Origin of the sequence: Clostridium tagluense (assembly GCF_003865095.1) — a bacterium.
GTDB classification, from domain to species: Bacteria; Bacillota; Clostridia; order Clostridiales; family Clostridiaceae; genus Clostridium_AD; species Clostridium_AD tagluense.
Window position 1 is genome coordinate 269,187 of record NZ_BHYK01000001.1, and the last position, 26,336, is coordinate 295,522.

The 26,336-nt window shown below is 34.4% G+C and carries 24 protein-coding genes and 1 riboswitch; of the genes, 17 read left to right on the forward strand and 7 right to left on the reverse strand.

Features of this window, described 5'->3' with window-relative positions:
* Positions 1-8: 8 nt before the first annotated feature.
* Positions 9-887: an AI-2E family transporter gene (locus Ctaglu_RS01290; protein WP_307720454.1), complete on the reverse strand. Its 879-nt coding sequence runs from the start codon at positions 885-887 to the stop codon at positions 9-11.
* 506 nt (positions 888-1,393) lie between these two features.
* Between Ctaglu_RS01290 and Ctaglu_RS01295 the strand changes: the two genes are divergently transcribed.
* The 5 genes from Ctaglu_RS01295 (at position 1,394) to Ctaglu_RS01315 (ending at position 7,095) form a co-directional block, all read left to right on the forward strand.
* Positions 1,394-1,861 (forward strand): response regulator, encoded by a 468-nt coding sequence (locus tag Ctaglu_RS01295; protein ID WP_124997255.1) that lies wholly within the window; start codon positions 1,394-1,396, stop codon positions 1,859-1,861.
* A 257-nt stretch (positions 1,862-2,118) separates the two neighbouring features.
* Positions 2,119-4,146, forward strand: coding sequence for a urocanate hydratase (hutU, locus tag Ctaglu_RS01300; RefSeq protein WP_124997257.1), 2,028 nt, complete (start codon positions 2,119-2,121; stop codon positions 4,144-4,146).
* Positions 4,147-4,411: 265 nt separating this feature from the next.
* A complete protein-coding gene (locus tag Ctaglu_RS01305) occupies positions 4,412-5,524 on the forward strand; it encodes a hypothetical protein (protein ID WP_124997260.1) in 1,113 nt (370 codons plus the stop codon).
* A gap of 126 nt (positions 5,525-5,650) precedes the next feature.
* The gene (locus Ctaglu_RS01310; protein ID WP_124997262.1) at positions 5,651-6,067 is read left to right on the forward strand and encodes a hypothetical protein; all 417 of its coding nucleotides are present in this window, start codon (positions 5,651-5,653) and stop codon (positions 6,065-6,067) included.
* A gap of 188 nt (positions 6,068-6,255) precedes the next feature.
* Positions 6,256-7,095, forward strand: coding sequence for a formate/nitrite transporter family protein (locus Ctaglu_RS01315; protein WP_124997264.1), 840 nt, complete (start codon positions 6,256-6,258; stop codon positions 7,093-7,095).
* Positions 7,096-7,097: 2 nt separating this feature from the next.
* Here Ctaglu_RS01315 and Ctaglu_RS01320 read toward each other — a convergent pair whose 3' ends face one another.
* The 6 genes from Ctaglu_RS01320 to Ctaglu_RS01345 form a co-directional block, all read right to left on the reverse strand.
* Complete coding sequence (locus Ctaglu_RS01320; RefSeq protein ID WP_124997266.1) at positions 7,098-7,481, reverse strand: metal-dependent transcriptional regulator; 384 nt, start codon at positions 7,479-7,481, stop codon at positions 7,098-7,100.
* Between the two features lie 202 nt (positions 7,482-7,683).
* Positions 7,684-9,408: an ABC transporter ATP-binding protein gene (locus Ctaglu_RS01325; protein WP_124997268.1), complete on the reverse strand. Its 1,725-nt coding sequence runs from the start codon at positions 9,406-9,408 to the stop codon at positions 7,684-7,686.
* Positions 9,409-9,426: 18 nt separating this feature from the next.
* The gene (locus tag Ctaglu_RS01330) at positions 9,427-10,212 is read right to left on the reverse strand and encodes an ABC transporter ATP-binding protein (RefSeq protein WP_124997270.1); all 786 of its coding nucleotides are present in this window, start codon (positions 10,210-10,212) and stop codon (positions 9,427-9,429) included.
* Positions 10,213-10,223: 11 nt separating this feature from the next.
* Entirely contained in the window at positions 10,224-11,237 is a 1,014-nt protein-coding gene (locus Ctaglu_RS01335; protein WP_124997272.1) for a FecCD family ABC transporter permease, read from the reverse strand.
* Positions 11,234-12,265 carry a FecCD family ABC transporter permease gene (locus Ctaglu_RS01340; protein WP_124997274.1) on the reverse strand — a complete coding sequence of 344 codons (1,032 nt, stop codon included), beginning with the start codon at positions 12,263-12,265 and terminating at the stop codon, positions 11,234-11,236. The genes Ctaglu_RS01335 and Ctaglu_RS01340 overlap by 4 nt, the downstream gene beginning before the upstream one ends.
* A complete protein-coding gene (locus Ctaglu_RS01345) occupies positions 12,262-13,245 on the reverse strand; it encodes an ABC transporter substrate-binding protein (protein ID WP_124997276.1) in 984 nt (327 codons plus the stop codon). Before Ctaglu_RS01345 ends, Ctaglu_RS01340 begins: the two co-directional genes overlap by 4 nt.
* A gap of 392 nt (positions 13,246-13,637) precedes the next feature.
* On the opposite strand from Ctaglu_RS01345, the gene Ctaglu_RS01350 reads away from it, so the two are divergent.
* From Ctaglu_RS01350 to kamE, 12 genes are all read left to right on the forward strand, one after another.
* Positions 13,638-14,609 (forward strand): helix-turn-helix domain-containing protein, encoded by a 972-nt coding sequence (locus tag Ctaglu_RS01350; RefSeq protein ID WP_124997278.1) that lies wholly within the window; start codon positions 13,638-13,640, stop codon positions 14,607-14,609.
* An 86-nt stretch (positions 14,610-14,695) separates the two neighbouring features.
* Entirely contained in the window at positions 14,696-15,616 is a 921-nt protein-coding gene (locus tag Ctaglu_RS01355; protein ID WP_124997280.1) for a GNAT family N-acetyltransferase, read from the forward strand.
* A 54-nt stretch (positions 15,617-15,670) separates the two neighbouring features.
* Positions 15,671-15,851, forward strand: a riboswitch (Lysine riboswitch).
* A gap of 147 nt (positions 15,852-15,998) precedes the next feature.
* Positions 15,999-16,379 (forward strand): 3-aminobutyryl-CoA ammonia lyase, encoded by a 381-nt coding sequence (gene kal, locus Ctaglu_RS01360; protein ID WP_124997282.1) that lies wholly within the window; start codon positions 15,999-16,001, stop codon positions 16,377-16,379.
* 55 nt (positions 16,380-16,434) lie between these two features.
* A complete protein-coding gene (gene kce / locus Ctaglu_RS01365; protein ID WP_124997284.1) occupies positions 16,435-17,262 on the forward strand; it encodes a 3-keto-5-aminohexanoate cleavage enzyme in 828 nt (275 codons plus the stop codon).
* Positions 17,262-17,915 (forward strand): acetate CoA-transferase subunit alpha, encoded by a 654-nt coding sequence (gene atoD / locus Ctaglu_RS01370; RefSeq protein WP_124997286.1) that lies wholly within the window; start codon positions 17,262-17,264, stop codon positions 17,913-17,915. Before kce ends, atoD begins: the two co-directional genes overlap by 1 nt.
* A gap of 1 nt (position 17,916) precedes the next feature.
* On the forward strand, positions 17,917-18,582 hold the full coding sequence (locus Ctaglu_RS01375; protein ID WP_124997288.1) for a 3-oxoacid CoA-transferase subunit B: 666 nt from the start codon (positions 17,917-17,919) through the stop codon (positions 18,580-18,582).
* A gap of 15 nt (positions 18,583-18,597) precedes the next feature.
* Positions 18,598-19,635: an L-erythro-3,5-diaminohexanoate dehydrogenase gene (gene kdd, locus Ctaglu_RS01380; protein ID WP_124997372.1), complete on the forward strand. Its 1,038-nt coding sequence runs from the start codon at positions 18,598-18,600 to the stop codon at positions 19,633-19,635.
* 97 nt (positions 19,636-19,732) lie between these two features.
* Complete coding sequence (kamA, locus tag Ctaglu_RS01385; protein WP_124997290.1) at positions 19,733-20,986, forward strand: lysine 2,3-aminomutase; 1,254 nt, start codon at positions 19,733-19,735, stop codon at positions 20,984-20,986.
* A 19-nt stretch (positions 20,987-21,005) separates the two neighbouring features.
* Positions 21,006-22,031: a lysine 5,6-aminomutase reactivase subunit KamB gene (gene kamB / locus Ctaglu_RS01390; protein ID WP_124997374.1), complete on the forward strand. Its 1,026-nt coding sequence runs from the start codon at positions 21,006-21,008 to the stop codon at positions 22,029-22,031.
* A 1-nt stretch (position 22,032) separates the two neighbouring features.
* Positions 22,033-23,502: a lysine 5,6-aminomutase reactivase ATPase KamC gene (gene kamC / locus Ctaglu_RS01395; RefSeq protein WP_124997292.1), complete on the forward strand. Its 1,470-nt coding sequence runs from the start codon at positions 22,033-22,035 to the stop codon at positions 23,500-23,502.
* A 1-nt stretch (position 23,503) separates the two neighbouring features.
* Complete coding sequence (gene kamD, locus Ctaglu_RS01400) at positions 23,504-25,060, forward strand: lysine 5,6-aminomutase subunit alpha (protein WP_124997294.1); 1,557 nt, start codon at positions 23,504-23,506, stop codon at positions 25,058-25,060.
* Positions 25,060-25,848 (forward strand): lysine 5,6-aminomutase subunit beta, encoded by a 789-nt coding sequence (kamE, locus tag Ctaglu_RS01405; RefSeq protein ID WP_124997296.1) that lies wholly within the window; start codon positions 25,060-25,062, stop codon positions 25,846-25,848. Before kamD ends, kamE begins: the two co-directional genes overlap by 1 nt.
* The last annotated feature ends 488 nt before the right edge of the window (positions 25,849-26,336 follow it).

Below are 26,336 nucleotides of genomic sequence, written 5' to 3' on the forward strand. Positions count from 1 at the left end.
AAAGGATATTATAACTTAATATCCTTTTCTTTTAGTCTCCTATTAATGAATCTTTCAGCTAGTAGTATAACAATGGCCATGGTGGGTACTGCAAGGAACATACCAAGAACTCCAAAGGTTCCACCACCTATTAGTATGGAAAGAATAATAAGCAAGGGACTTAAACCAACAGATTTTCCAAGGATTTTTGGACCTAAATATAATCCATCAAATTGTTGAAGAATAATTATGAATAAAAGTACCCAAAAAGCTTTTACAGGACTATCAAGTAGAGTAATAAAGAAAGCGGGAACCATTCCAATTAATGGTCCAAAATAAGGGATCATATTTGTAACTCCAACTATTAAGCTTATAAGTGCAACATAAGGCATTTTTAAAATGCTAAGGCCCACAAAACATATAAAACCAATAATAACAGAGTCAATAAATTTACCTATAACAAAACCTGAAAAAATAGAATTTGCTTCTTTACTAAATTTTAGTAAACTATCTGCATTTTCTTTTTTAAAGATTGCATAAATCAGTCTCTTTATATTTAGTATTAATATCTCTTTATCCTTTAAAAGATAAAGCGACACAACAAATCCAAGCAAAAACTTCATAAAAGAAGAGGTAAAGCCTACAGCTGTCAGGAAAGCAAAATTAATACCTGTATTTAGGTACCTAGTTAAGTTAGACATGAATGTTGAGGCAGTTTCTTCTAAATATTTGGTTACACCATATTTATCAAGTAATTGAACCTTATCCATATTATTAGAAACCCAAATTTGAGTTTTAGCTATGTACCCAGGAGTGGCATCTGTCAATTCACGAATACTTACACCTATATTGGGGGTTAGTATGGTGATACTAAAAAATGATATGCCTAAAACACATACATATATAATAAGTAAAGTTAAAGCACGTTTTGTATGGAATTTTTTTCAATACTAACCATTATAGGGTTTAATAAGTAAGCAATACCGAATGCCCATATAAAGGAACTTATGTAGGATATAAAAACGCTAAAGGAAGTTGTAAGTATTTCTATATCATTTACTACTCTTAATAAAATAAATGATAATAAAATTATAGGAATTAATTTTATATAAGGGATTTTTTTATCGTTAAACAAGTTTAATTCACTTCCTTAATTAATGATATTTTTAGTAATAGTGTCATTAAACGATTATATCATAAATTTTGTATATAAAATATCAGTAATCTGTATTTTTTATGTAAAAGAAATTGTAAAGCTTTAAATATAATGGTACACTTTTATTATGTATAATATATTCTAAATTATTACTGATTTTATAACTCATATAAAATCATAAGAGTTTTTTTATTTAGTAAAATAAATATTAAAAGAGTAACAAATCATATAAAAAATATTTTGAATAGGAGAAAAAATATGTATAAAGTGCTCTTAGTTAATGATTGTAAATTTGAAAATTTTATTATGAGGGACATGCTTATAAATTTAGGCTATGAGGTTATCATAAGTAATGAATTTAATGCAGTTAGGGATGCAAGGGAGTTAAACTGTAACTTTATTATAGCAAATTTTATTATGAAAGAAAAAACAGGTGATAAAATACTGAAACAAATAAAAGAAATGTATCCTGAAACAAAGTGTGTTTTATCCTCAAGTAATGATATTAAATTAGAGGATTTTAATAATAGTGTAATAGATGGGTTTATACATACTCCCATAACTAAAGAAAAATTGGAAAAAGTTATGGTTGAAAATGAACCATTATTAAATAAATACAGTAAACATATGAAGCCATTGTTTTGTACATACTGTGGGGTAAAAATGGATGATGACGAGAAACTTGCGAAATTTTGTAAATATTGCGGTGAAAAATATAAATTTTAGTTAATGAGTATATGAATAATTAAGGGGGATAACAATTATTAATTGTTATCCCCCTTAATGTTCCTATACTCATTATTTATAGTAGTGTAGCATAATGAAGTATTAACGTGTAAACAATATTTAATGGCTATTTATAGTGGAAAATTGAAGGGATATGTAAAAAAGTGCAGAATATATTAAACATGAAGAAAATAATAATAATAATATTCAGAGTAGTTACATAACACAATAGTGTTAAAATATAGGAGGGCACATATATGATTAATAATTTTGATATTGAACAGGCTATGACTATTAAAATAGATGACGAACTACCAAGTATGCCTGAGTTTACAGCGGGGATAAGAAGAGCACCAGACAGAGGATTTACTCTTACAAAGAATCAGACTGAGCTTGCTCTTAAGAATGCACTTAGGTATATTCCAGAAAAATATCATGCAAAGCTTGCACCAGAATTTATGGAGGAATTAATTACAAAAGGAAGAATATATGGATACCGTTTTAGACCACAAGGCAGAATTTATGGTAAGCCTATAAATGAATATAGCGGTAATTGCTTAGAAGGTAAGGCTTTTCAAGTAATGATTGAGAATAATCTAGATTCAGATATAGCATTATATCCTTATGAATTAGTGACCTATGGTGAAACAGGACAGGTATGTCAAAATTGGATGCAGTATAGACTGATAAAAAAATATTTAGAAAATTTAACGGAAGATCAAACACTTGTACTAGAGTCAGGACATCCACTTGGACTTTTCAAATCATCACCTCAATCACCAAGAGTTATTATAACTAATGGGCTTATGATAGGAATGTTTGATAATCCAAAGGATTGGCATGTAGCAACCCAACTTGGAGTTGCAAACTATGGCCAAATGACAGCAGGAGGATGGATGTACATTGGACCACAAGGGATAGTACATGGTACATTTAACACCTTGCTTAATGCAGGAAGATTGAAACTTGGAATACCAGACGATGGTGATTTAAGAGGTAAAACATTTATAACTTCTGGACTTGGTGGAATGAGTGGGGCTCAACCTAAAGCTATAGAAATTGCAAATGGAATTGGAATTATAGCAGAAGTTGATTATTCAAGAATTAAAACAAGATTGGATCAAGGATGGGTAAATATTGCCTCAGATAACCTTCAAGATATATTTAAAATTGTGGAAGAAAAAATAGAGAAAAAAGAGTCTATATCTATTGCTTATCACGGAAATATAGTGGATTTACTCCAATATGTAGTAGATAACAATATAAACATAGATTTACTATCAGACCAAACCTCTTGTCATGCACCCTATGATGGAGGATATGCACCTCAAGGAGTTACCTTTGATGAGCGAACCAGGTTATTAAAAGAAGATAGAGATAAATTTACAAAGTTAATTGATAAAACCTTGATTAAACACTTTGAGTTAATTAAGAAAATGGTAGCTACAGGAACATATTTCTTTGATTATGGGAATTCATTTATGAAGGCTGTTTATGATGCAGGCGCTATAGAAATATCTAAGAATGGTGTAGATGAGAAAGATGGATTTATATTCCCATCCTATGTAGAAGACATAATGGGACCGATGCTTTTTGACTATGGTTACGGACCATTTAGATGGGTTTGCTTAAGTGGAAATCATGAGGATTTAGTAAAGACAGATAAGGCAGCTATGGGATGTATTGATCCAAATAGACGGGGACAGGACAGAGATAATTATATATGGATAAGAGATGCAGAAAAGAATAAATTGGTAGTTGGAACTGAGGCTAGAATACTTTATCAAGATGCACAGGGTAGAATAGATATTGCCTTGAAGTTTAATGATATGGTGAGACTGGGTGAAGTTGGTCCTATAATGCTTGGTCGTGATCATCATGATGTTAGTGGAACTGATTCCCCATTTAGAGAAACTTCTAATATAAAAGATGGAAGTAATGTAATGGCAGACATGGCAGTTCAATGTTTTGCAGGAAATGCTGCCAGAGGCATGAGTTTAATTGCTCTTCACAATGGTGGAGGGGTAGGTATAGGTAAATCTATTAATGGTGGTTTTGGGCTTGTCCTTGATGGTAGTGACAGAATAGATAGTATTATAAAGTCATCTATGGCTTGGGATGTTATGGGTGGAGTGGCCAGGCGTGCTTGGGCTAGAAATCCACACTCAATAGAGACAAGCATAGATTACAACAAGAAAAATGCTGACATTGATCATATTACATTGCCATACTTAACAGATGATGCAATTATTTCAAAAGCAATAGAAAAAGTTTTTAATAAATAAAAAAAATATTTATAAGTAAAGAAAAAGGCATTAGTTAAATTAAACTTATGCCTTTTTTTACTTATAAATATATTATTAATATTTATAAAAAATGAAGAAATGTAAGGGCTATATAAGAAGTGCCTATATGAATATTTTAACATATAGAAATTGTGTTAAATATAAAACATTCTAGTTGATACACTAGTATAAGTGGGGTATAATGGTCTAGGTTTCAATGATTTAAAATAGTAATTATTTTTATGTCTGTAAGAGGAGCAAAATTATGAATATCCATGGGAAAAAAGTAAATAAAAATTTCAAGTTATTCATTATTGCTTTGTGTTTAGTTTTAAGCATAATTGCTCTAATGGCAGGTCCAAATAAAATATGGAAGATTATTAAAAATACAAGTGAAAATAGAGAAGTTATACCCAGTGAAAAGACTGAAGTTAATAATGACGAAAAAATTGTAGTTAATAGTAAAATAACAAAGATAGCATTTGAAAAGAATAACAATGTTTATCTTTATGATGAAATAAAGCAGCAAATTAAATCCATAGGTGATGATTCAAAATCTAAGGATATATTAAAGCTTTCTCCGGATAAAACAAAAATAGTATTTAGGTATTTTAATGAAAAAAAAGCAACATATCCACCGCATATAGTTATTTACGATGTTAAAAGCGAAAGCCTAACAGATATTGTTATAGATAATAAAAACGTCCAACAAATTATTGACATGAAATGGATAGATAATGTGAATATTTTAGTCACAGGGCATATTAATCCTTCAGTTTCAGGATATGCAGTATATAACATAAAAAGTAAAGCAGAGCTAATATCTTGTGTGGGTACTATAAGAGATGTTACTATAAGCAAAAAAAATATTCTTTACAGCAATACACCGCATATATTCCCAGCACCAAAAGCTAATCTATTCCTTAATGGTAATAAGATCTTTGAGTCCAATAAGGATAAAGAAGAAATATTCGACGCTGTAATATCTAAGGATGGTAAAAACATTGCCTTCAGAAGTTGGGTAGCCAGTGAAAAAAATCCAAAGGATAAGGTAAGTGCCTATCTTAATATAGCTAAAATTAATAGTGATAATAAATCAATAAGCAATTTAAAGCAGATAAGCATAAGTATTGATACAACTGGAGATATGGAATTCGATAATAAAAATAATATAAGAATTATAGGTAATGAGTTTATATACAAATTAGAAGCTGATAATCTTATCAAGGTGAAGAATACCTTAGCAAAGAAGCTAGAACTTTCTAACGAGCAGATTGCATCATTTAAAAAAGTTTTAGCTAAAATATTCCCTGAGGATGCTATTTCAGAAGGAACAGTATTAGAAGATATTGATATATACAATATAGAACTTTTTTAAATTTTAAAAAATTATGACAATATAGTTTGATTTTGTGTTTAGATATAAAATATTGTTAACAAATATTTAAAAATTTGGTATAATAACCGTAAGAGTTTTGGAAAAAAATATGGAAGAAGGGTTATTATGAAAAAGAATAATACTAATAGGTCTCTAAACACAAAAGCCCATGTAAAATCTAAGCCAAAGTCTATAACAAAATCAATAGGTAGCAAATTGGCTATGTTACTGGGCGTTATTATACCAGTAGCTGCATTGATAGGTTACGCTATGGATATGAACTTTTTTTCTATTACAATAATTTTATCAGCTTTTGTTTTAATTATAAGTATAGCTGCTTATTTAAAAGATGAGGTCATTTACCCTAATCCTAAAGCAATACAACACGATAATACATTAACCACTAAAAAAAATGGAATAAGCAAAAAACATAGCAGGAAATTTTCAGTTTTAATAAAAAAAGGAACAATTCAAGTGGTGTTATGCATGATAATAATTATATTATGTACTTATTTAGGACAAGTTATATATAAAGCTAATTAATAATAAAACCCATTCAGATTTATTATTTAGGCATCTTAAAAATATAGGCTAGTATATACTAGTTATTTTTTGAAGATGCCTTATATAGGTATTAGGGATAAATAATTCAAATTAATTTTAATTATTTATCCCTTTATTTTCATTAAAATATTGTTAAAAGAATAATAAATGTTATAAGGAGTTTTAATATGGATAAATCAATGTTAAGCACAAAAGAGGTATGTAACTATGTAGAATCCCTTGGAATACAAAAGGCAAATAATAAGTTTATTCAAACGCTTATTCTTGGAATATTGGCAGGGGCATTTATAGCTATTGGAGGATTTTCAGCAGCAATGGCATCTCATAGTATAGAAAATGTAGGAGTAGCTAAACTTGTTTCTGGAATAATATTTCCAGTAGGACTTATGCTTGTTATAATTTGCGGTGCTGAACTTTTTACTGGAAATTGTTTACTTACTGTAGCTTATGCTCAAAAGAAAATAACACTAAAAAAAATGCTTAAAAATTGGGCAATAGTATATTTTGCAAATTTCATTGGTGCATTTATTATTGTAGTTTTAATATATTATAGTGGGTTATTAAGCACAAGCGGAGGGAAATTTGGTGGATATGTAATAAAGGTAGCAGCTTATAAATGTGGACTTACATTTATTCAAGCCTTTACAAGCGGAATACTTTGTAATTTTGTAGTATCATTAGCAGTTTGGGGATCCTATGCAGCGAAGGATGTAGTTTCCAAGGTGTTTATTTCTTTCTTCCCAATAATGGCATTTGTTATTGCAGGTTTTGAACACAGCGTCGCAAATATGTACTATCTCTTGTTAGGTTTATTTGCAAAAGTTAATCCTGATTATGTACAATTGTCTCACCAAAGTGCAGAAAAAGTAGCAAATATTAATTTTGTACATATTGCTCAAAATTTGATTCCTACAACACTGGGGAATATAGTTGGAGGCGGGATTTTTGTAGGACTAGCCTATTGGTTAATATTTAATAAAGCAGTTTTAAAAGATGTTGATAGGTAATATCATTTTTCTTTTGTAAAATTAGAAAGGAATTGTTGCATTGCATAAATCGAATCACTGCTGATAACGTGCTCAATTGCGCAGGCATCTTTATCTGCAATACGAGCATCAATCTTTAAAACCTCTACGAACAATCTCTGAATCACTTCATGTTTTTTGGATGTGAATTCAGCTAGTTTAAGGCCTGTGGGAGTAAGGAATACCTCCTTGTATTTTTCATTTATAATCAATCCTTTTTCTGAGAGAGTTGACATGGCACTATTGGTGCTTGCTTTTGTTACATTAAGAATTTCAGCTATATCGGATACTCTTGCTCCTTTCCCCTCAGTAGATAGGTTATATATAGCTTCAAGGTAGTTTTCCATGGTAAAAGTCAAGTTTTTCATTAGTTTCCCTCCATATCAAAAATCAAGTTATACTATTTTAATATTTTAATTATAACCTGTTGTTTAATAAAAATAAAGAGTATTTATAAAACCTAAAATGCAAGGTGTATATGAAATAGATTTGTATTATCGCATGAATATAAAATATCCTGTCAAGAAGAGGGTTCTTCTTGACAGGATATTTTACTAGTTGGAGTAATGGTTATGAAGCTTGCATAGAACACAACTTGGCATAGGAACCTCCTTTTTTCATAAGTTCATCATGAGTACCCTGCTCGGCAATACCTGCTCCAGCTAGAACCACAATCTGATCTGCTGAGCGGATTGTGGATAACCTGTGGGCAATAACCAGTGTGGTACGCCCTTTGAACAAGTATTCTAGGGAATGCTGGATTTCTCTTTCTGTTTTAGTATCCAAGGAAGAGGTTGCTTCGTCCAAAATCAGAATAGGCGCGTTTCGTAGCAAAGCTCGGGCAATAGAGATTCGCTGTTTTTGTCCTCCGGATAGGCGAACTCCACGTTCACCAATAATGGTTTTATAGCTATCCTCCAATGTTTCTATAAATTCATGGGCATTGGCGGCCCTAGATGCTTCTATCACCTGTTTATGTGATGCATTTTTACAGCTGTAAGCGATATTCTCGTATACTGTGCCGTTGAATAGAAAGGTGTCTTGAAGTACCATGCTGACGTTGCTACGTAGACTTTTAAGGGATATGTCCCGAATGTTGATTCCATCTACTCGTATTTCACCTTCAGTAGGGTCATAAAAGCGGTTGAGTAAGCTGGCAATTGTAGATTTTCCCACTCCGGTGGTGCCTACTAAAGCAACTGTTTGACCTGGCTTAATTTTTAGATTGATGCCAGAAAGTACTGTTAAATCTGGATTGTAATGAAATGTAAGATTGCAAAATTCTACCGCGCCCTTTACATTTTTTAATTCTGTGGGATTTGGATTTTCCTGTACACTAGAAACCTCGTCCATAACCTCAAATACACGCTCGCAGCCAGCAATAGCATTATTTAGGTTCTCGTTAACGTTGGACAGGTTGGTTATGGGTTCATAAAACAGTGTAAGATACATAATAAATCCTACTATGTCAGCGATAGAAGCCTCCCCTATGGAGTTAAGATAGCCACCGTAAATAATAACGGCTACAGAACCTACTGAACTAAGAAACACAATAGACGGGTGAAACAGTTCGCCCATTTTTGTGGCATTAAGGAAGGCATTGGTTTGGCGACGTGCAAGACTGCCAATTTTTTCTGTTTCATAATCCTGTTGATTGAATACCTGAATCTCTTTCATTCCCGAAAGATTATCATGAAGGGCACCGCTCAGTTCCCCCAGGGCTTTCTGGTTTAGGCGCCATTGTGGGCGGACATATTTGGAATATCCTACATTAGCAATCATCAAAAATGGAATGGCAATTAGGCTGATAAAGGCCAATTTAACATTAATGAGAAAAAGCATCACAGCCACACTTGCAAGGGTCAACACATTAACTATTAAATCAGGCACAGCATGGGCAATCAAAAGCTCAGTATTAACCACGTCGTTCATGATGCGACTAGCCAGTTGGCCTGTTTGCTTATCATTATAATATCCCATGGAAAGATGCTGCATTTTGTTATACAAAGCTGTACGTAAATCTGCAACATAGTGATACGCACCGTAGTGAGTGAAGTATCCCTTGGTAAAAGAACAAAACCACCTCAGAACGTAAGTTGCAAGCAGTATTAGCCCCATGCTAAGGGATTTAGAAGCGATTTCGGGATCGCCATTTATGGCAAGAGCAGTGAGCTCCCGAATTACCCAGGGAGAATAAAGCTGAAGTAGTGTAGAAATAATTACAGAAATCATTCCAATAAATATATAAATCCAATATTTTTTTGCACCTTTCAGAACTCTTAAGCAAATATTCAAATGATAGCACCTCTTTTTTTATTTGAGTAAATTATAGGTAATGCATACTGGTCTTCCGGTACTAGGTTCATGAACAATCTTGGCATCGATAGTGAATACCTCTTTTAGCACAGGGACAGTCATCACCTCTTTTGGTGTTCCATGCTTGATTATGTCGCCACCACGTATGGCAATCATATAATCGGAAAAGCGCGCTGCAAGGTTTAAATCATGTAGCACCATTACAATAGTACAGCCTTGATTTTTGTTTAGGGAATGGAGAAGTTCCAACACCTCCAACTGATGTGAAAGGTCGAGGTATGTTGTTGGTTCATCCAGAAGAATTAGGTCTGTCTGCTGTGCAAGGGCCATGGCTATCCATACTCTCTGGCGTTGACCTCCTGAAAGTGTATCCACCTCTCGGTGTTCAAGCTCCGTAAGCTTTGTTATATCAAGAGCCCATTTCACAATTCTATTATCCTCCGCAGTCAGCCTTCCAAAGCCTTTTTGATGGGGGAAACGTCCGTAGGCTACCAGTTCCTTCACAGTTAATCCACTGGGAGCCGTTGGTGTTTGGGGGAGCACAGCCATTGCCTGAGCAACCGCTTTTGTGGAGAGATTTCGAATATCCTCGCCGTTCAAATAAATCAGGCCATTTTTCGGTTTTAAAATACGGCCCACAGCCTTTAACACTGTAGACTTGCCGCATCCGTTAGGACCAATAATTGAGGTAATCTGTCCATGGGGAATATTCATATTAAGCGACTTTACAATCAATGTTTCGTCATAAGCTATATCTAAGTTATTTGTTACAATACTGTTCATATGTATGCCTCCTAATTTGCTTTAGCTAGTAGGTAGAGAAAGTATGGAGTACTCAAAACGGTGATGATAATACCGGTTGGAATATTCGCGCCTAAACTTACCGTACGAGTGATAGTGTCTGCAACAAGTACAACTAGCGATCCAATTAGTGCAGAAGCAGGTATCAGTACTTTATGATTGGGGCCAATCAGTTTGCGCCCTAGGTGGGGGCTAATCATCCCAACAAAGAAGAAATTTCCACCTAGTGCCACGCTACCAGAGGAAAGCGCCACCGCCGCTAGGGACAGCCCTAAAAACTCTTTTTTAACTCTAACGCCAAGACCTGTGGCCGTCTGATTTCCTAAATTCAAGGCATTAAGCATTCGAGACTTATAAAGTACATAAAAAAACAGCAGCAGTGTCCATGGAAGCAAAACTGCAATATATTTCCAATCAGTCCCCCACAAGTCACCCGCCTGCCAGCGCTGCGCAAACTCGAACTGTGCTTTGTCAAGCTTAAGGGTTAGCATTAGTGATAGGGCACCGTAGCCACTACTCATGGCAACGCCGGTGAGAATCAGACCTATTGAGGAGATATTCCTACCTTTATGATAAGATAATAGGAAAATTAGTGCAGCAGCGGTTATGCCTCCAACAAAGGACATCAAAGGTAGTGTGAATGCGGATGAATATCCATTCATGGAAAATACAGACACATAAATCAGCATAAATAGCCCAGATCCAGAGCTGATACCAAGGGTGCCAGGGCTTGCCATATCATTTTTAAGAAGGCTCTGCATGATGCAGCCCGACACTCCCATACCTATGCCTACAAGTATGGAAAGCAGGATGCGAGGCATCCGGAACTGGAACACAATAAGGTTCTGCTGATCCGTGCCCTTGCCTAAAATTACACTTAGTACCTCTACCGGCGATAGGTTCATCTTGCCGGAATTGATACTGAAAATGGAGATAGCTAGCACAAGTACAACGAGAATCAATAGGGTAAGTAAGCCTTTTTGAAGAGTATACTTTTGCTTCTTCATTCAAATTGCCTCCTTTGTTTTCTGGAGAGATAAAGAAAGTACGGAACGCCTACAATAGCAAAGATAATACCCAGGGGTGTTTCGTAAGGGCGGTTAATGAGTCGTCCCAAAAAGTCTGCTACAACCAAAAATCCAGCTCCGTACAATGCTGATGCAGGAATGATATAGCGGTAGTCTACACCTACCATATACCGCACGATATGGGGGACTATAAGACCAACGAAGCCAACAGGGCCAACCGTAACTACCGAAAGTCCAGTAAGCACCAGTACAATAAGTGTGGAGATTGCCTTGACACGTGTTGTGTTAAGTCCAAGTCCCGTGGCAACTTCCTCTCCAAGGCTAAGTACGGTGACGGAGGGGGAAATAATAATTGCAGCCGCTGTACCAATAAAAAACAGAGGACTAATGGCTAGAAGTTCAATCCATTTCGCACTAGCTGTACCCCCTGCGGTCCAAAAGCTTAATGCTTGTCCTATATTGTATTTTATTGCAACGGCAGAGCTAAAGGCCCCGAATAACATAGAGATAGACATACCTGCCAAAACAAGGCGTTGGGATGTCATACCTCTTTTTCTCATAGATGCAATAAAATAAGTTAAACCGGTTGTCACTGCAGCACCAAGGCATGCAAAGAGCATAGTTTGAGCATAATTGCGTTCAGGTAAAAAAGCGAAGCATAGTGCCATTGCAAAGGCGGCTCCAGAGCTTATGCCCATAAGTCCAGAGTCCGCAAGTGGGTTTCGAGTAGTTCCCTGCATAATTGCACCTGTTACTGCCAGACTGGCTCCCACAATCATATCTGCCACCGTACGGGGAAATCGTAGGCTTTGTATAATACGGTGCTCTGTCAGACTAGAATCAAAACTGAAAACTGCGCCCCATGCCATTGACAAATCCATGTCGGCTGCGCCGAAGGAAATTGAAGCTGCAGTTGCCAGTAAAAGGAGTGCTACTCCTAATATCATATAGAGGGTGAAGTTGAGCTGTCCATTTTTTTTCGGCTCTATAGAGCTTATGTCTGTCATTGTTTATCCTTTCCAATTACCTTACTGCTCTGAGCTTTAAGCAAAGCATTTGTAATATAATTTACTTGGGCATTTGCTGAATAAATATCTGTGTAATAGCTTAAACCAAATTCCATTTCAATTAGGCGATTATTTTTGATTGCAGGAAGTGAGTTCCATATTTTATTTTTGGTTAAATCGTCCATGCCTTCATATACATTACGAATGATATAATCGCCACAATACTCAGGAAGAACTTCAAAGGAAACTTCTTCTGCGAAGGAATCCTTATCTATAATATTTTTTTGAACTTTTTGTGGTGCTTTTAGTGAAAGGGCATTGTATGCTACCATTCCCGTACCAAATTTTCCGCCTTTCACACCCATACTTTTTTGGTCGCCTTCTAATACTGAGATTGTTAGGTTGTTAAATCCAGCTTTTTGCAATTTCTTTTTTGATGCTTCAATATTTGCGTGATAATTCCCAATAACCTCCTTAGCTTCTTTTTCTTTATTTAATGCCTGTCCAATCAGTGTTACTCTTTCTTCTGTTGAGATATCCCCATAAGGAACATAAACCGTAGGTGCAATTTTAGAAAGCTTTTCAGACTGTTCTTTATCAATGGTGATAATCAAATCAGGCTTCAAAAGCATAACAGCTTCAACATCCCAGCTTCCAAAGTGTCCTAAGTCTTTAATGCCAGCAGTTATATTATGATATGCCGCGCCGGTATATACTTCAGATATACCAACGGGTTTAATGCCAAGGGATATAACGTCTCCCATGAGATACTGCACAATAACCCTTTTGGGATTTGAAGAAACTTTTACATCTCCAAGTTTAGTTGATATGGTGCGAGTTGCAGAAACATTTTCCGACGAGTTTTCCACAGTCAAAGGCTTAGTAGCAGGCGATTTGGAAGTACTTGCGGTGCTGCAGCCTACTAGTCCAGATGCCAGAATTACTCCTGCGCATAATAGGGAAATCAATTTGTTTTTCATTTTATATATTCCTCCTTTTAGATAAAAACAAGTTTTTCAAGGCTAGTGGGCGTCATAAGGACGATTTCATAAAGCCTAGAGGGTAAATGTTAGGCTGTTCTAACTATTAGCAATTGTATCAATCACTTTTTAGTCTGTCAACAGGACAGCTTGTAACTAAGTAGAACTTAGAAGACAATGGCAATTGACTTAAACACAGTATGCAACAGTATTTTTTAACTATTTTTCTATTTATAATTTATTCATTTTGGAGCAGGATTGTACCGTTTCGGGATATTTTTTATGCTTGTCCCATATTTGTGGAAATGTTATAATACACTATAATTAGCAGTTTGTAATACAAAGTATCATAAAGTGTTGTGTTTACTTTGTGAGGAAAGAGGGGTGTCAATATGACTACGAATGAATATCAATTGGGTTTTGGAGCTATGGCAGCCAACTTTGGTTTGGAGAAACGGCCTTACGGTAATGGCATCAAATACAACTTCCCACCCAGTTGGGAAAATGGCTGGATTATGGAAATGAATGCAGCCAAAGGGCTGTTTGTAAGCAGCGCTTGGTTCATTCCAACTAAGACGCTATCATATACAATGGAGATAGAAAAGCCTTGTATGTTGATATTCTGCGTGGATTGCGGGGATATTACATTTACCCAGAGGGGGAAGTCAGCAAAACACTTGACTCCAATAAATCATGTGATTGTTAATCCTAAAAAGCCACTAAAAATAACCTTCCCCGCAAATGTTCACACTTGCTATACCTGTGTTCTGGTTTTTGAAGAGTTTATTCAAAAATTCCTTAAGGATAGACCACTTGACCCACCTTTTTCAATGGATAATCTAGCTTGTTTACAGGAAACTCATTACAATACCCCAAATATCACCCTTGTTCTTGAGCAAATACGGTGGGGTGTACGAAGCGGTGATATGCCACTGATGAATTTCGAATGTAAGATGGGTGAGTTATTGTCGTTGATTGTGTGCAATACACAGCGCGAAAGGCCGTGGATTGATAACCGTCGCAATCATGTGACATGGGAGAATGAACAAAAAACATACGGGGTGAAGGTAAACATAGACCAGGACGTATTGAACCCTCCCTCTATGATTGCTATGTGCCGACTTGCAGAGATGAGTGAGACAAAGCTGCGACGCTCCTTCAAGCAACTTTACCATATGACAATCTTCGACTATATTCGTACAGAAACAATGAAGCGGGCAATGATGTTTCTAGGCGCTGATGAACTAAGCATCAAAAACATCGCAGAAAAGTGTGGTTATGAAAGCCCATCGAAATTTACAGCGGCATTTAAAAAAACACATGGCATAACACCCAGACAATTCCGAAAGGGTTTCGGATTGTGATGAAATAAAACCTATAAAAATTTATAGCGCAGTAGATAAATTGCGTTTATTATTTATTGGATAAATGATTAAAAGGGGATGAGCCAATGGAAATTAAACAATTTAAAATAATATCTTCTCAGCAAAAGAAGGAACTATATAATTTCATTAAAAGTACAGATTTAATTTATAATAAAACCTATATAGAAATGACTAAAATATATGAAAGTGATACTTTTGATGAGGGAGACACTGTTTTTATACTATTTGATAGGGGGCACATTAAAGGAAGCAGCGCTGTAATAACTAAAGAAATCAGTATTAAAGGAGAAGCATTTATTACAGATATTTGTGTTGAAAGAGAAAATGCAGAAAAAAATTTATGCTTTTTAATGGAGAGAATAGTTAAATGTTGTAATGCATACACTGCCAAAAATATAAAAATTGGTATTCGTAAAAATGAAGTACATCTCATCCCATATATTCGTAAATTGGAATTTACTCATATTTATGATGCAGTAGTAATGAAATATAAAAAAGATGAAAATATGGTTTTAAAAGTAAATAATAAAATAGACCTTAGGCCTCTTTGTATATTAAATTCACAGGAATATATGAATATTCATAATAAAACCTTTAGAAATAGTCCTAATGGAGGAACTATTGATGACCTGGATGTAAAGGATTATATAGTTCAATATGCTAATAATGAAGATTTGATTGGAATATGTTTTGACCAAAATAATCCATGTGGTATATATGAGCTTTCTATAGATGGGAATACAGGATGGGTTGATACCCTAGGGATTGCGCCTATTTACCAAAAAAAAGGCTTGGGAAGTGCATTAATAGTAAAATGCATTAAAAAGCTATATGAGAAAAATTTAGATGAAATTAAACTTTTAGTAATTACATCTAATGATATTGCAGTGAACATGTATAAACGGATAGGATTTGAAGAGGAAAGTGTATTTTCTTATTGGTTTGAAAAAAATATTGATTTTTTTGAAGAAAAGTATTGTATTTGAATTATTAACAGATTATAATTCAATTGAGAACAATAAATTAAAATTTAATAAATTCACATAAATAGAGGTGCAAAAAAAGAGGTAGTTTTTGAATGCTAAGGATATGGACATCCAATATCAAAAACGAAGGATTTATTTGCCGAAAGAGTATTTTGGTTCTTCAAGATATTCTTGGGGATAGAGAGTAGTATTTCTATCACTGCCATAAAGATTTTTATGGAGAGCTATTTATGTAATGAAAAGTAATTTTTCATTGCATTAATAGGTTGAGTACTTCTGTTAATTAAGGCACTGAAAATTCAGCGCCTTTTTTTATTTTTAAAATAAAAGCAGCATAAGTATTGCAATCCTGACAACTACAATAAAAGAGGAGGAAATTAAAATGAAATCGTTAATCAGATTGAGAATGAGTGCGCATGATGCACATTATGGTGGAAATTTAGTGGACGGAGCAAGAATGCTTCAATTATTTGGTGATGTAGCTACAGAACTTTTGATTTTAAATGATGGTGATGAAGGATTATTCAAAGCATATGATGCTGTAGAATTTTTAGCACCAGTTTATGCAGGAGACTTTATCGAAGCTGTTGGAGAAATAGTGAAGGTAGGAAATTCATCAAGAAAAATGATTTTTGAAGCAAGAAAAGTTATAGTACCAAGACCGGATATAAATGATTCAGCTTGTGATGTATTAGAAGAGCCAATAGTAGTTTGTAGGGCCAGTGGGACTTGTGTTGTTCTAAAAGATAAGCAAAGAAAATAACGTCGAATGTAAACTTTTTCATTTAGTAATTGATATTTAAAGAGGGGGTTACAACGTGGGAAAATTAATTATTACTGCAGCTATATGCGGAGCAGAAGTTACAAAAGAACATAATCCAAACGTACCATATACTGTTGAGGAAATAGCAGTAGAAGCTGAAAAAGCATATAGTGCAGGGGCTAGCATTATTCATCTACACGTAAGGAAAGATGACGGGACACCTACTCAAGATAGGGAGAGATTTAAAGCCTGTATGGAAGCTATTAAGGAAAGATGTCCAGACGTTATTGTTCAGCCTTCTACAGGCGGAGCGGTTGGTATGAGTAACGCAGAAAGATTACAACCTGTTGATCTAAAACCTGAAATGGCAACTTTAGATGCGGGAACCTGTAATTTTGGTGGAGATGACGTTTTCGTAAACACCGAAAACACTATTAAAGAATTTGGCCAAAAGATGATGGAACTTTCCGTAAAGCCAGAAATAGAAGTTTTTGATAAGGGCATGATAGACATGGCTATAAGACTTCAAAAGAAAGGCTTTATAAAAACTCCAATGCATTTCAATTTTGTTATGGGTGTAAATGGAGGAATTTCTGCAACGCCAAGAGATTTGGTATTTATGGCAGGAAGCATTCCAGCGGGAAGTACATACACTGTATCAGGTATAGGTAGAAGCGAATTTCAAATGGCAGCCATGGCTATTATTATGGGTGGACATGTAAGAGTTGGATTTGAAGATAATGTATATATTGAAAAAGGCATACCAGCTAAATCAAATGCAGAATTAGTAGAAAGAGTAGTTCGACTTGCAAAAGAGCTAGGCAGAGAAATAGCTAGTCCAAAGGAAGCAAGAGAAATATTAGGTTTACAGGGGGAGAAATAATGAATAAAGTTGTATCTTTAGAAAGAGTCAGGCCGTTACTTAAAGATGGAATGTCAATAATGATAGGTGGGTTTTTAGCCTGTGGAACACCTGAAAAGATGATAGACTTATTAATAGAGACAAAGGTTAAAGACTTAACTATAATAGCAAATGATACAAGTTTTATAGATAGAGGTATAGGTAAACTTATAGTAAATGGTCAAGTGAAAAGGGTTGTAGCTTCTCATATAGGAACAAATGCCGAAACAGGAAGACTTATGACAGAAGGAAAAATGGAAGTAGAACTTGTACCACAAGGAACATTAATTGAAAGAATAAGAGCAGCGGGAGCTGGTCTTGGTGGAGTGCTTACGCCTACAGGAGTTGGTACTATGGTGGAAGAAGGAAAACAAAAACTTACCATCGAGGGAAAAGAATATTTATTAGAACTTCCAATTAAAGCAGATTTAGCACTTGTTTATGCGAGTGTTGTAGATGAAGTTGGAAATGCGGTTTATTATGGGACAACAAGAAACTTTAATCCACTAATAGCTACTGCAGCGGAAATTGTGATAGTAGAAGCAGAAAAAATTGTGAAAGTTGGAATGCTTGATCCAAACAATATTATTACTCCAAGTGTATTGGTTGATTATATTATAGGGGAGGAGAGCTAAGATGATTACAGATAGTAAGCTTGCAAAACAAATTATTGCAAAAAGAATTGGTAAAGAATTAAAAGATGGACAACTTGTTAATTTAGGCATAGGACTTCCAACATTAGTTACAAACTATATTCCTGAAGGTGTTCATGTTACTTTCCAATCAGAAAATGGTATGGTTGGCATGGGAGCTACTCCGCCAAAGGGAGAAGAAAACAAGGATATAACTAATGCAGGTGGCCAATTTACTACAATACTACCTGGTGGAGCATACTTTGATAGCGCTATGTCTTTCACTTTAATAAGAGGCGGACACGTTGATATGACTGTTCTTGGAGCGCTGGAAGTAGATCAAGAAGGTAATTTAGCTAATTGGATTGTACCAGGTAAAATGGTTCCAGGTATGGGTGGAGCAATGGATTTAGTAGTAGGAGCTAAAAAGGTTATTATTGCAATGCAACATACAGCTAAAGGAACTCCTAAAATATTAAAGAAATGCACCTTACCACTAACCGCAAAAGCACAAGTTAACCTTATAGTTACAGAACTTGGAGTAATGGAAGTTACGGATAAAGGGCTTGTACTTATTGAAATTCATAAAGAGACAACAGTTGAAGAAGTTAAATCACTTACTGGGGCAGAACTAATAATATCAGAAAATCTAAAAACAATGGATGTATAAGAGGAGGAACTCATGATGAATAAAGGATGTAAATACGGAACTCACAGGTCAATTGAACCAAAAGGTGTATTACCACAACCAGCAACTAAAATATCAAATGATATGAATATATTCGATAATGAAATTTTAATTGATGTTCAAGCTTTAAATATAGACTCAGCTAGTTTTACTCAAATAGAGGAAGAAGCGGGACATGACATTGAAAAAATAAAAGCTAAAATCATTGAAATCGTAACGCTTAGTGGAAAAATGCAAAATCCTGTAACAGGTTCAGGTGGAATGCTTATTGGAACAGTTGAAAAAATAGGCGGAGCTTTAAAAGGCAAAACAGATCTTAAAGTTGGAGACAAAATTTCCACATTAGTTTCATTATCATTAACACCTTTAAAAATAGATGAAATTATAGATATTAAACCAGATATTGATAGAGTTGTAATAAAAGGAAAAGCTATTTTGTTTGAAAGCGGACTATATGCAAAACTTCCAAAAGATATGGATGAAAATTTAGCATTAGCAGCATTAGACGTTGCAGGAGCACCAGCTCAAGTTGCTAAACTTGTGAGGCCAGGTCAATCAGTTCTACTTCTAGGTGCAGCAGGAAAATCAGGAATGCTTTGTAGCTATGAAGCAGTTAAAAGAGTAGGACCAACAGGCAATGTTATAGGTCTTGTAAGAAACGAAGAAGAAGCAGCAAGACTTGCAAGATTAGGCCTTAAAATGCAAATAGTTATAGGAGATGCTAGAAACGCTCTTGATGTAATGAACACTACTCTAGCACATAATAATGGATGCGAAGTTGATGTAGCAATAAACATGGTTAACGTTCCAAATACTGAAATGTCAACAATTTTGCCAGTAAAAGATGACGGAATAGTTTACTTCTTCTCAATGGCTACAAGCTTTACAAAAGCAGCACTTGGAGCTGAAGGTGTAGGTAAAGACGTTACTATGATAGTAGGAAATGGATACACTAAAGGACATGCAGAAATAACCCTTGAAGAGTTAAGAGAAAATGAAACATTAAGAAGTGTATTCGAAGAATTATACGTTTAATTTTGTTTTATAGGATAAAATATATTCGATCTAAAATGTATTAATATATCAGCTACACATCATGAAATAAAAATTATTATACGATGGAGGTACTAATATGAAAGTTAATAGAAGATTTGAATTATTTAAAGATGTAACAGATGAGCAGTGGAATGATTGGAAATGGCAGGTTAAAAATAGAATTGAAACTGTAGAGGAGTTAAAAAAATATATACCTCTAACAGAAGATGAAGAAGAAGGAGTCAAACAATGTATTAAAACATTAAGGATGGCTATAACTCCTTACTATCTATCTTTAATAGACCCTAGTGATCCACACGATCCAATAAGAAAGCAAGCTATACCAACTGCATTAGAATTGCATCAAGCAGACGCTGATTTATTGGACCCATTACATGAAGATGCAGATTCTCCAGTGCCAGGACTAACTCATAGATACCCAGACAGAGCATTAATATTAGTAACTGATATGTGTTCAATGTATTGCAGACATTGTACAAGAAGAAGATTTGCAGGACAAAGCGATAGTGCTATGCCAATGGATAGAATAGATAAGGCTATAGAGTACATCAGAAATACGCCACAAGTTAGGGATGTATTATTATCAGGTGGAGATGCACTACTTGTTTCAGATGATAAATTAGAATATATAATCAAAAAATTAAGAGAAATTCCACACGTTGAAATAATAAGATTAGGTTCAAGAGTGCCAGTAGTTCTTCCACAAAGAATTACGCCAGAACTTGTAGATATGTTAAAGAAATATCACCCAATTTGGCTTAATACTCATTTTAATCATCCAAATGAAATTACAGAAGATTCAAAACTTGCCTGTGCTCGAATGGCAGATGCAGGAATACCTTTAGGGAACCAAACAGTTCTTTTAAGAGGGGTTAATGATTGTACACATGTAATGATGGAACTCGTTCATGATCTTGTTAAAATTAGAGTTAGACCATACTATATCTATCAATGTGACCTTTCTATGGGACTTGAGCACTTTAGAACACCAGTAGCTAAAGGAATAGAAATTATTGAAGCATTAAGAGGGCATACTTCAGGATTCTGTATACCAACATTTGTTGTTGATGCACCAGGTGGCGGTGGAAAAATTCCAGTAATGCCAAGCTATCTTATATCTCAAAGCCCTGAAAAAGTAGTACTTAGAAATTTTGAAGGTGTTATAACTTCTTATGAGCAACCAACTAGCTATACATCAGACTGTCATTGTGACGTATGCGAAGGTAAGAAAAAGGTTCACAAAGTAGGAGTAGCGGGTTTATTAAATCATGAAGGAATGGCAATGGAACCAGTTGGACTTGAAAGAAATTTAAGAGCGCATCACGAGTAAAATGAAACTTAATCAAGAAATGCTCAGTATTTTCCAAATGGTTCAGAAATATGAGAGCATTTCTATAATAGGAATGAATAAAAATGTAGGAAAAACAACAACCTTAAATCATATATTAAAAGAGGCCAGAGGGAGGATATCCCTCGGCCTTACCTCTATAGGAAGAGACGGAGAAGATCAAGATATAGTAACTGCAACAGAAAAACCTAAAATTTATGTAGAGTGCGGAACTTTAATTGCTACTGCCAAGCAATGTTTATTAAATAGTGATATAACTCGAGAGATTTTAAAAACTACCGGGTTCAATACTCCTATGGGAGAAATAGTTATATGCAGAGCGCTAAGCGACGGATATGTGGATTTAGGTGGTCCATCTGTAAATTCTTATATGACTTTAATATGTGAGGATCTTAAGAAGTTTGGAAGTAAGCTTACAATTGTGGATGGGGCTCTTAGTAGAAAAACTTTTGCGTCTCCAGCAATTACAAATGCTACAATTTTATCAACTGGAGCCTCACTTTCAAAAAGTATGGCTGCGGTTATAGAAGAAACTAGTCATGCTGTTAAATTATTATCCACAGAAAATGAAGTAGATGATGAAATATTAAAGCTGGCCAGTGAAGTTTTGTGCAAAGGAAGAATAGGTATTATTAGCCGCGGCAATAATATGAAAATTCTAGATGCACTTACAGCACTCGGATCTTCTAAGGAAATTGCTCAGGCTTTGGACGAAACTACTTCTTATGTAGTTATTAAGGGTGTAGTTTCAGACAACCTTTTAGAAGATATTATGAGCACCACAAAAATGTATAGAGGAGTAACTTTCCTAGTTGAAGATGGAACAAAGTTGTTTTTAACTAGGGATACCCTTTATAAATTTAAAGTTCAAGGTGGAATCATAAAAACAATAAATCCAATTAATATAGTATGTGTTACATCTAATCCAAAATCACCTTATGGGTATGAATTTGATAAGTATAAGTTTTTAGATGGACTTAGGAATAATTTAAATGTACCTGTATTTGATGTAATTGGAGGGGCGTAAAATGAAATTTTTAGATAAGCAGCAGAGGGAGCAAGTTGGGTTTTCTTTTGTTATGGATAAACTAGGAATAACTACCACCTATGGACTCCAAGAAAAAAAAAATATTGTGCCTTTTAAAGATTCAGAAATAGATAAATTGAACAATGAATTAAATAGTCTAGAAAGTATAATTAATTCTATGAATTCTCATGTGGAAGAGTATAACGCAATAGGAAGAATATTTTGTAAACTTAAAGATGTTAGAAATTCTATTAAAAGATGTAGCGAAGACAAAATATTAGATGAGGTTGAATTATACGAAATCAAATATTTTTCAATGCTGGTAACAGAATTAAAAAATGTGTTGGAGGGCTTAGATCTTAATATAGAAGACCTTCATCTAGAATCATTACAGGGAATTATTTATACTCTGGACCCACAGGGGGCAGGAATACCTACTTTTTATGTTTATGATGAGTATTCTAAAACCTTGAAATCCATTCGTGAAAAGAAAAAACAAAAGGAAAAAGAGATTTTTACTGCAAAAAATGATGAAGAAATAAGTGAGTTAAAGCAGCAACGGCTAGACTTAGTTATAGAGGAAGAAGCGGAAGAACTAAGGATTAGAAAAGAGCTAACATTAGATATTTCTAAAGATACTAAGGCCCTAAACCAGAATATAAAAGCCGTAGGTAGATTAGATTTTTTAATTGCTAAAGCCAATTTATCCATAGCTTATGGGGGGATACGGCCAAAAATTTGTAACGAAATGAAGATTCACCTTGCTAGCGCCTTTAGTCCTGAAATTAAAGAAATATTAGAAAAAGATAAAAAACGATTTACCCCCGTTAGTATAGATCTATTTGCAGGAACAACTATTATAACTGGTGCGAATATGGGAGGTAAAAGTGTTACTCTAAAAACTATTGTTCTGAATCTATTGCTGGGCCAAATGGGTTTTTTTGTATTTGCAAAAGATGCTGAATTTCCGATTCTTGGGTTTATTCATTTTGTTTCAGATGACATGCAGTCTATCTCCAAAGGTTTAAGCACATTTGGAGCAGAGATAATAAAATTAAAAGAAGTGGTAGAGTGTGCAAAAAGAGAAGATGGATTTATAGCTCTAGATGAGTTTGCAAGAGGCACTAACCCAAAAGAAGGGTACTTTCTTGTAAAATCTCTTGCTAGATACTTGACTAAATTTAATTCTGCAAGCCTTATATCGACTCATTATGACGGAGTGGTTGAAGGTAGTATGGAGCATTATCAAGTAATGGGACTTAAAAATGTAGATTTTGATGATTTAAAATATAAAATAAATAATAATAAAACTCACTCTGTTGAATTAATACAAGAGCATATGGAGTATAAGTTAGAGAAGGTTTCAAAAGAAAATAAAGTACCAAAAGATGCACTTAATATAGCATTATTACTAGGCCTTCAAAAGGAAATAGTAGATATAGCAAAAGGTTTTTATAATGAGGAGGAATAATATGGAAAGCAAGTTGAATTTAAATTGGGCTGTAGTCGATAAAGCTAGACAATCAGCTAAAAATATAGCAAGAGATACTCAAGAATTTATTGATATACATACTACAGTAACAGTAGAAAGAACTGTTTGTAGACTTTTAGGCATTGATGGGGTAGATGAAGTAGGAGTACCTATTCCCAATATCGTAGTAGACAACATTAAAAATGGCAATGGATTAGGACTTGGTGCTGCAATGTTTATTGGAAATGCTATGATTGAAACTGGCCTTTCAACACAAGAAATTTCAGAAAAAGTAGCAAAAGGTGAAATAGACTTAACTAAACTTCCTATGCATGATGCATTCGAAATCAAAATGGCTGTAGATAAAGTTGCTAAAGAAATGGTTGCTAAAATCAGTGAAAATAGAGGTAAGAGAGAATCATACCTTGAAAAGTTCGGTGATAAAAGTGGTCCATATCTTTATGTAATAGTTGCTACAGGTAATATATATGAGGATATAATTCAAGCAAGAGCAGCTGCAAAGCAAGGCGCAGATGTAATAGCGGTTATAAGAACTACAGGACAAAGTTTACTTGACTTTGTTCCCTACGGAGCTACAACAGAAGGCTTCGGAGGAACAGTTGCAACCCAAGAAAACTTCAGACTTATGAGAGCAGCTCTTGATGAAGTTGGAGAAGAGGTTGGAAGATACATAAGACTTTGTAACTATTGTTCTGGATTATGTATGCCTGAAATAGCTGCTATGGGAGCTATAGAAAGATTGGACGTTATGCTCAATGATGCTCTATACGGAATTCTATTCCGCGACATCAATATGCAAAGAACTATAGTTGATCAATATTTCTCAAGAATAATCAATGGATTCGCTGGAGTTATAATAAACACTGGAGAAGATAACTACTTAACTACAGCAGATGCGGTAGAAGAAGCTCATACTGTACTTGCATCTCAATTTATAAATGAACAATTTGCATTAGTTGCTGGACTTCCAGAAGAGCAAATGGGACTTGGTCATGCTTTTGAAATAAGTCCAGATGTTGAAAATGGATTTTTATTTGAACTTGCACAAGCGCAAATGGCAAGAGAAATCTTTCCTAAAGCTCCACTCAAATATATGCCTCCAACTAAGTTTAAGACTGGAGATATATTTAAAGGACAAGTGCAAGATGCATTATTCAACATGGTTACTATTATGACAGGACAAAAATTACATCTTCTTGGAATGCTTACAGAAGCAATACACACTCCATTTATGGCAGATAGAGCGATATCAATAGACAATGCTCAGTATATATTTAGAACTATGAAGGATTTAGGATCAGAAATAACCTTCAAAAAAGGTGGCATGATGGAAACAAGAGTTGATGAGGTATTAAACAAAGCAACAGACTTAATTTGCGAAATTGAAAAAGAAGGGTTATTCAGAACCCTTGAGCAAGGAAAATTTGCAGGAATCAAAAGACCTTTAACAGGTGGAAAAGGCCTTGCAGGAGTTGTTCAAAAAGAAAAAGCTTATTTCAACCCATTTATAGATTTAATGTTAGGAGGGAAAAAGTAATGAGCGAAGGACAATATTCATTAGAAGTTAAAGAGTATGATAAAAGTTTAGATTTAAAAAAGCTTAAACCTTATGGAGATACGATGAATGATGGTAAGGTTCAAATGAGCTTTACACTTCCAGTAGAGGATAATGAAAGAGGAGTAGAAGCGGCACTTCAGCTTGCTAGATCTATGGGACTTAAAGATCCAATCTGTGCTCATCATGGTTCTTTAGATAAAGAATTTGCTTTCTATGTGATTTACGGTTCATTAACACATACTGTAAACTATGAAGAAATCCATGTTCAAACTGTAGAATGTGAAGTAATGGATATGAAAGAAGTTGGAGAGTATATAAAAGAAAACATTAAACGTGAAGTTATAATAATTGGCGCTAGTACAGGTACAGATGCTCATACAGTTGGTATAGATGCTGTAATGAATATGAAGGGTTTTGCAGGACACTATGGTCTTGAGAGATACCCTATGATAGAAGCTTTGAACTTAGGAAGTCAAGTTGAGAATGAAGAATTTATTAAAAAAGCTATAGAACTTAAAGCGGATGTTCTTCTAGTTTCTCAGACTGTAACTCAAAAGGATGTACACATTCAAAACCTTACTAACCTAGTAGAATTATTAGAAGCAGAAGGAATCAGAGATAAAGTTGTATTAATTTGTGGAGGTCCAAGAATAACACATGAACTTGCTAAAGAACTTGGATACGATGCAGGTTTCGGACCAGGAAAATTTGCTGGGGACATAGCAAGTTTCGCAATTACAGAAATGGTTGAGAGAGGACTTGTTTAAAAAATAAACTTAGAGAGAAATTTTAATGGGTTCAGCTTGAAATATTTTAATATAATTATCTTATTTATAATACATTGAACGTAAGAAGTCACTATTTAAGTCTCCACTCCTTTAAAATAAATTGAAGGAATGGAGACTTATTAAGGTTATTATGTTTTTTGAACGTAACTGTAATTGCTATGGTGTTACATTCCTTATAATTTAAAAGACATCATTTTTATAGTGCAAAATAATATATTCCAATATTATTTTGCACTATCTTTATATAAACATGTAAGAGAATAATTTAGTTCATTAAAATAAAATGAATTATCAAAACAAGATAAATTTTTATGAAAAAAAATATTAAAATATGAATTTATGCAAAGTACTGATATAATAAATTTTAGTGAAATAGGAATTAAGTAGAATTGTGGGGTTTAATTGGAGTAATAATGTTATTTTGAATTGATAATTTTAAAATTAAAAGAAAGGAAATGTAAGAGATA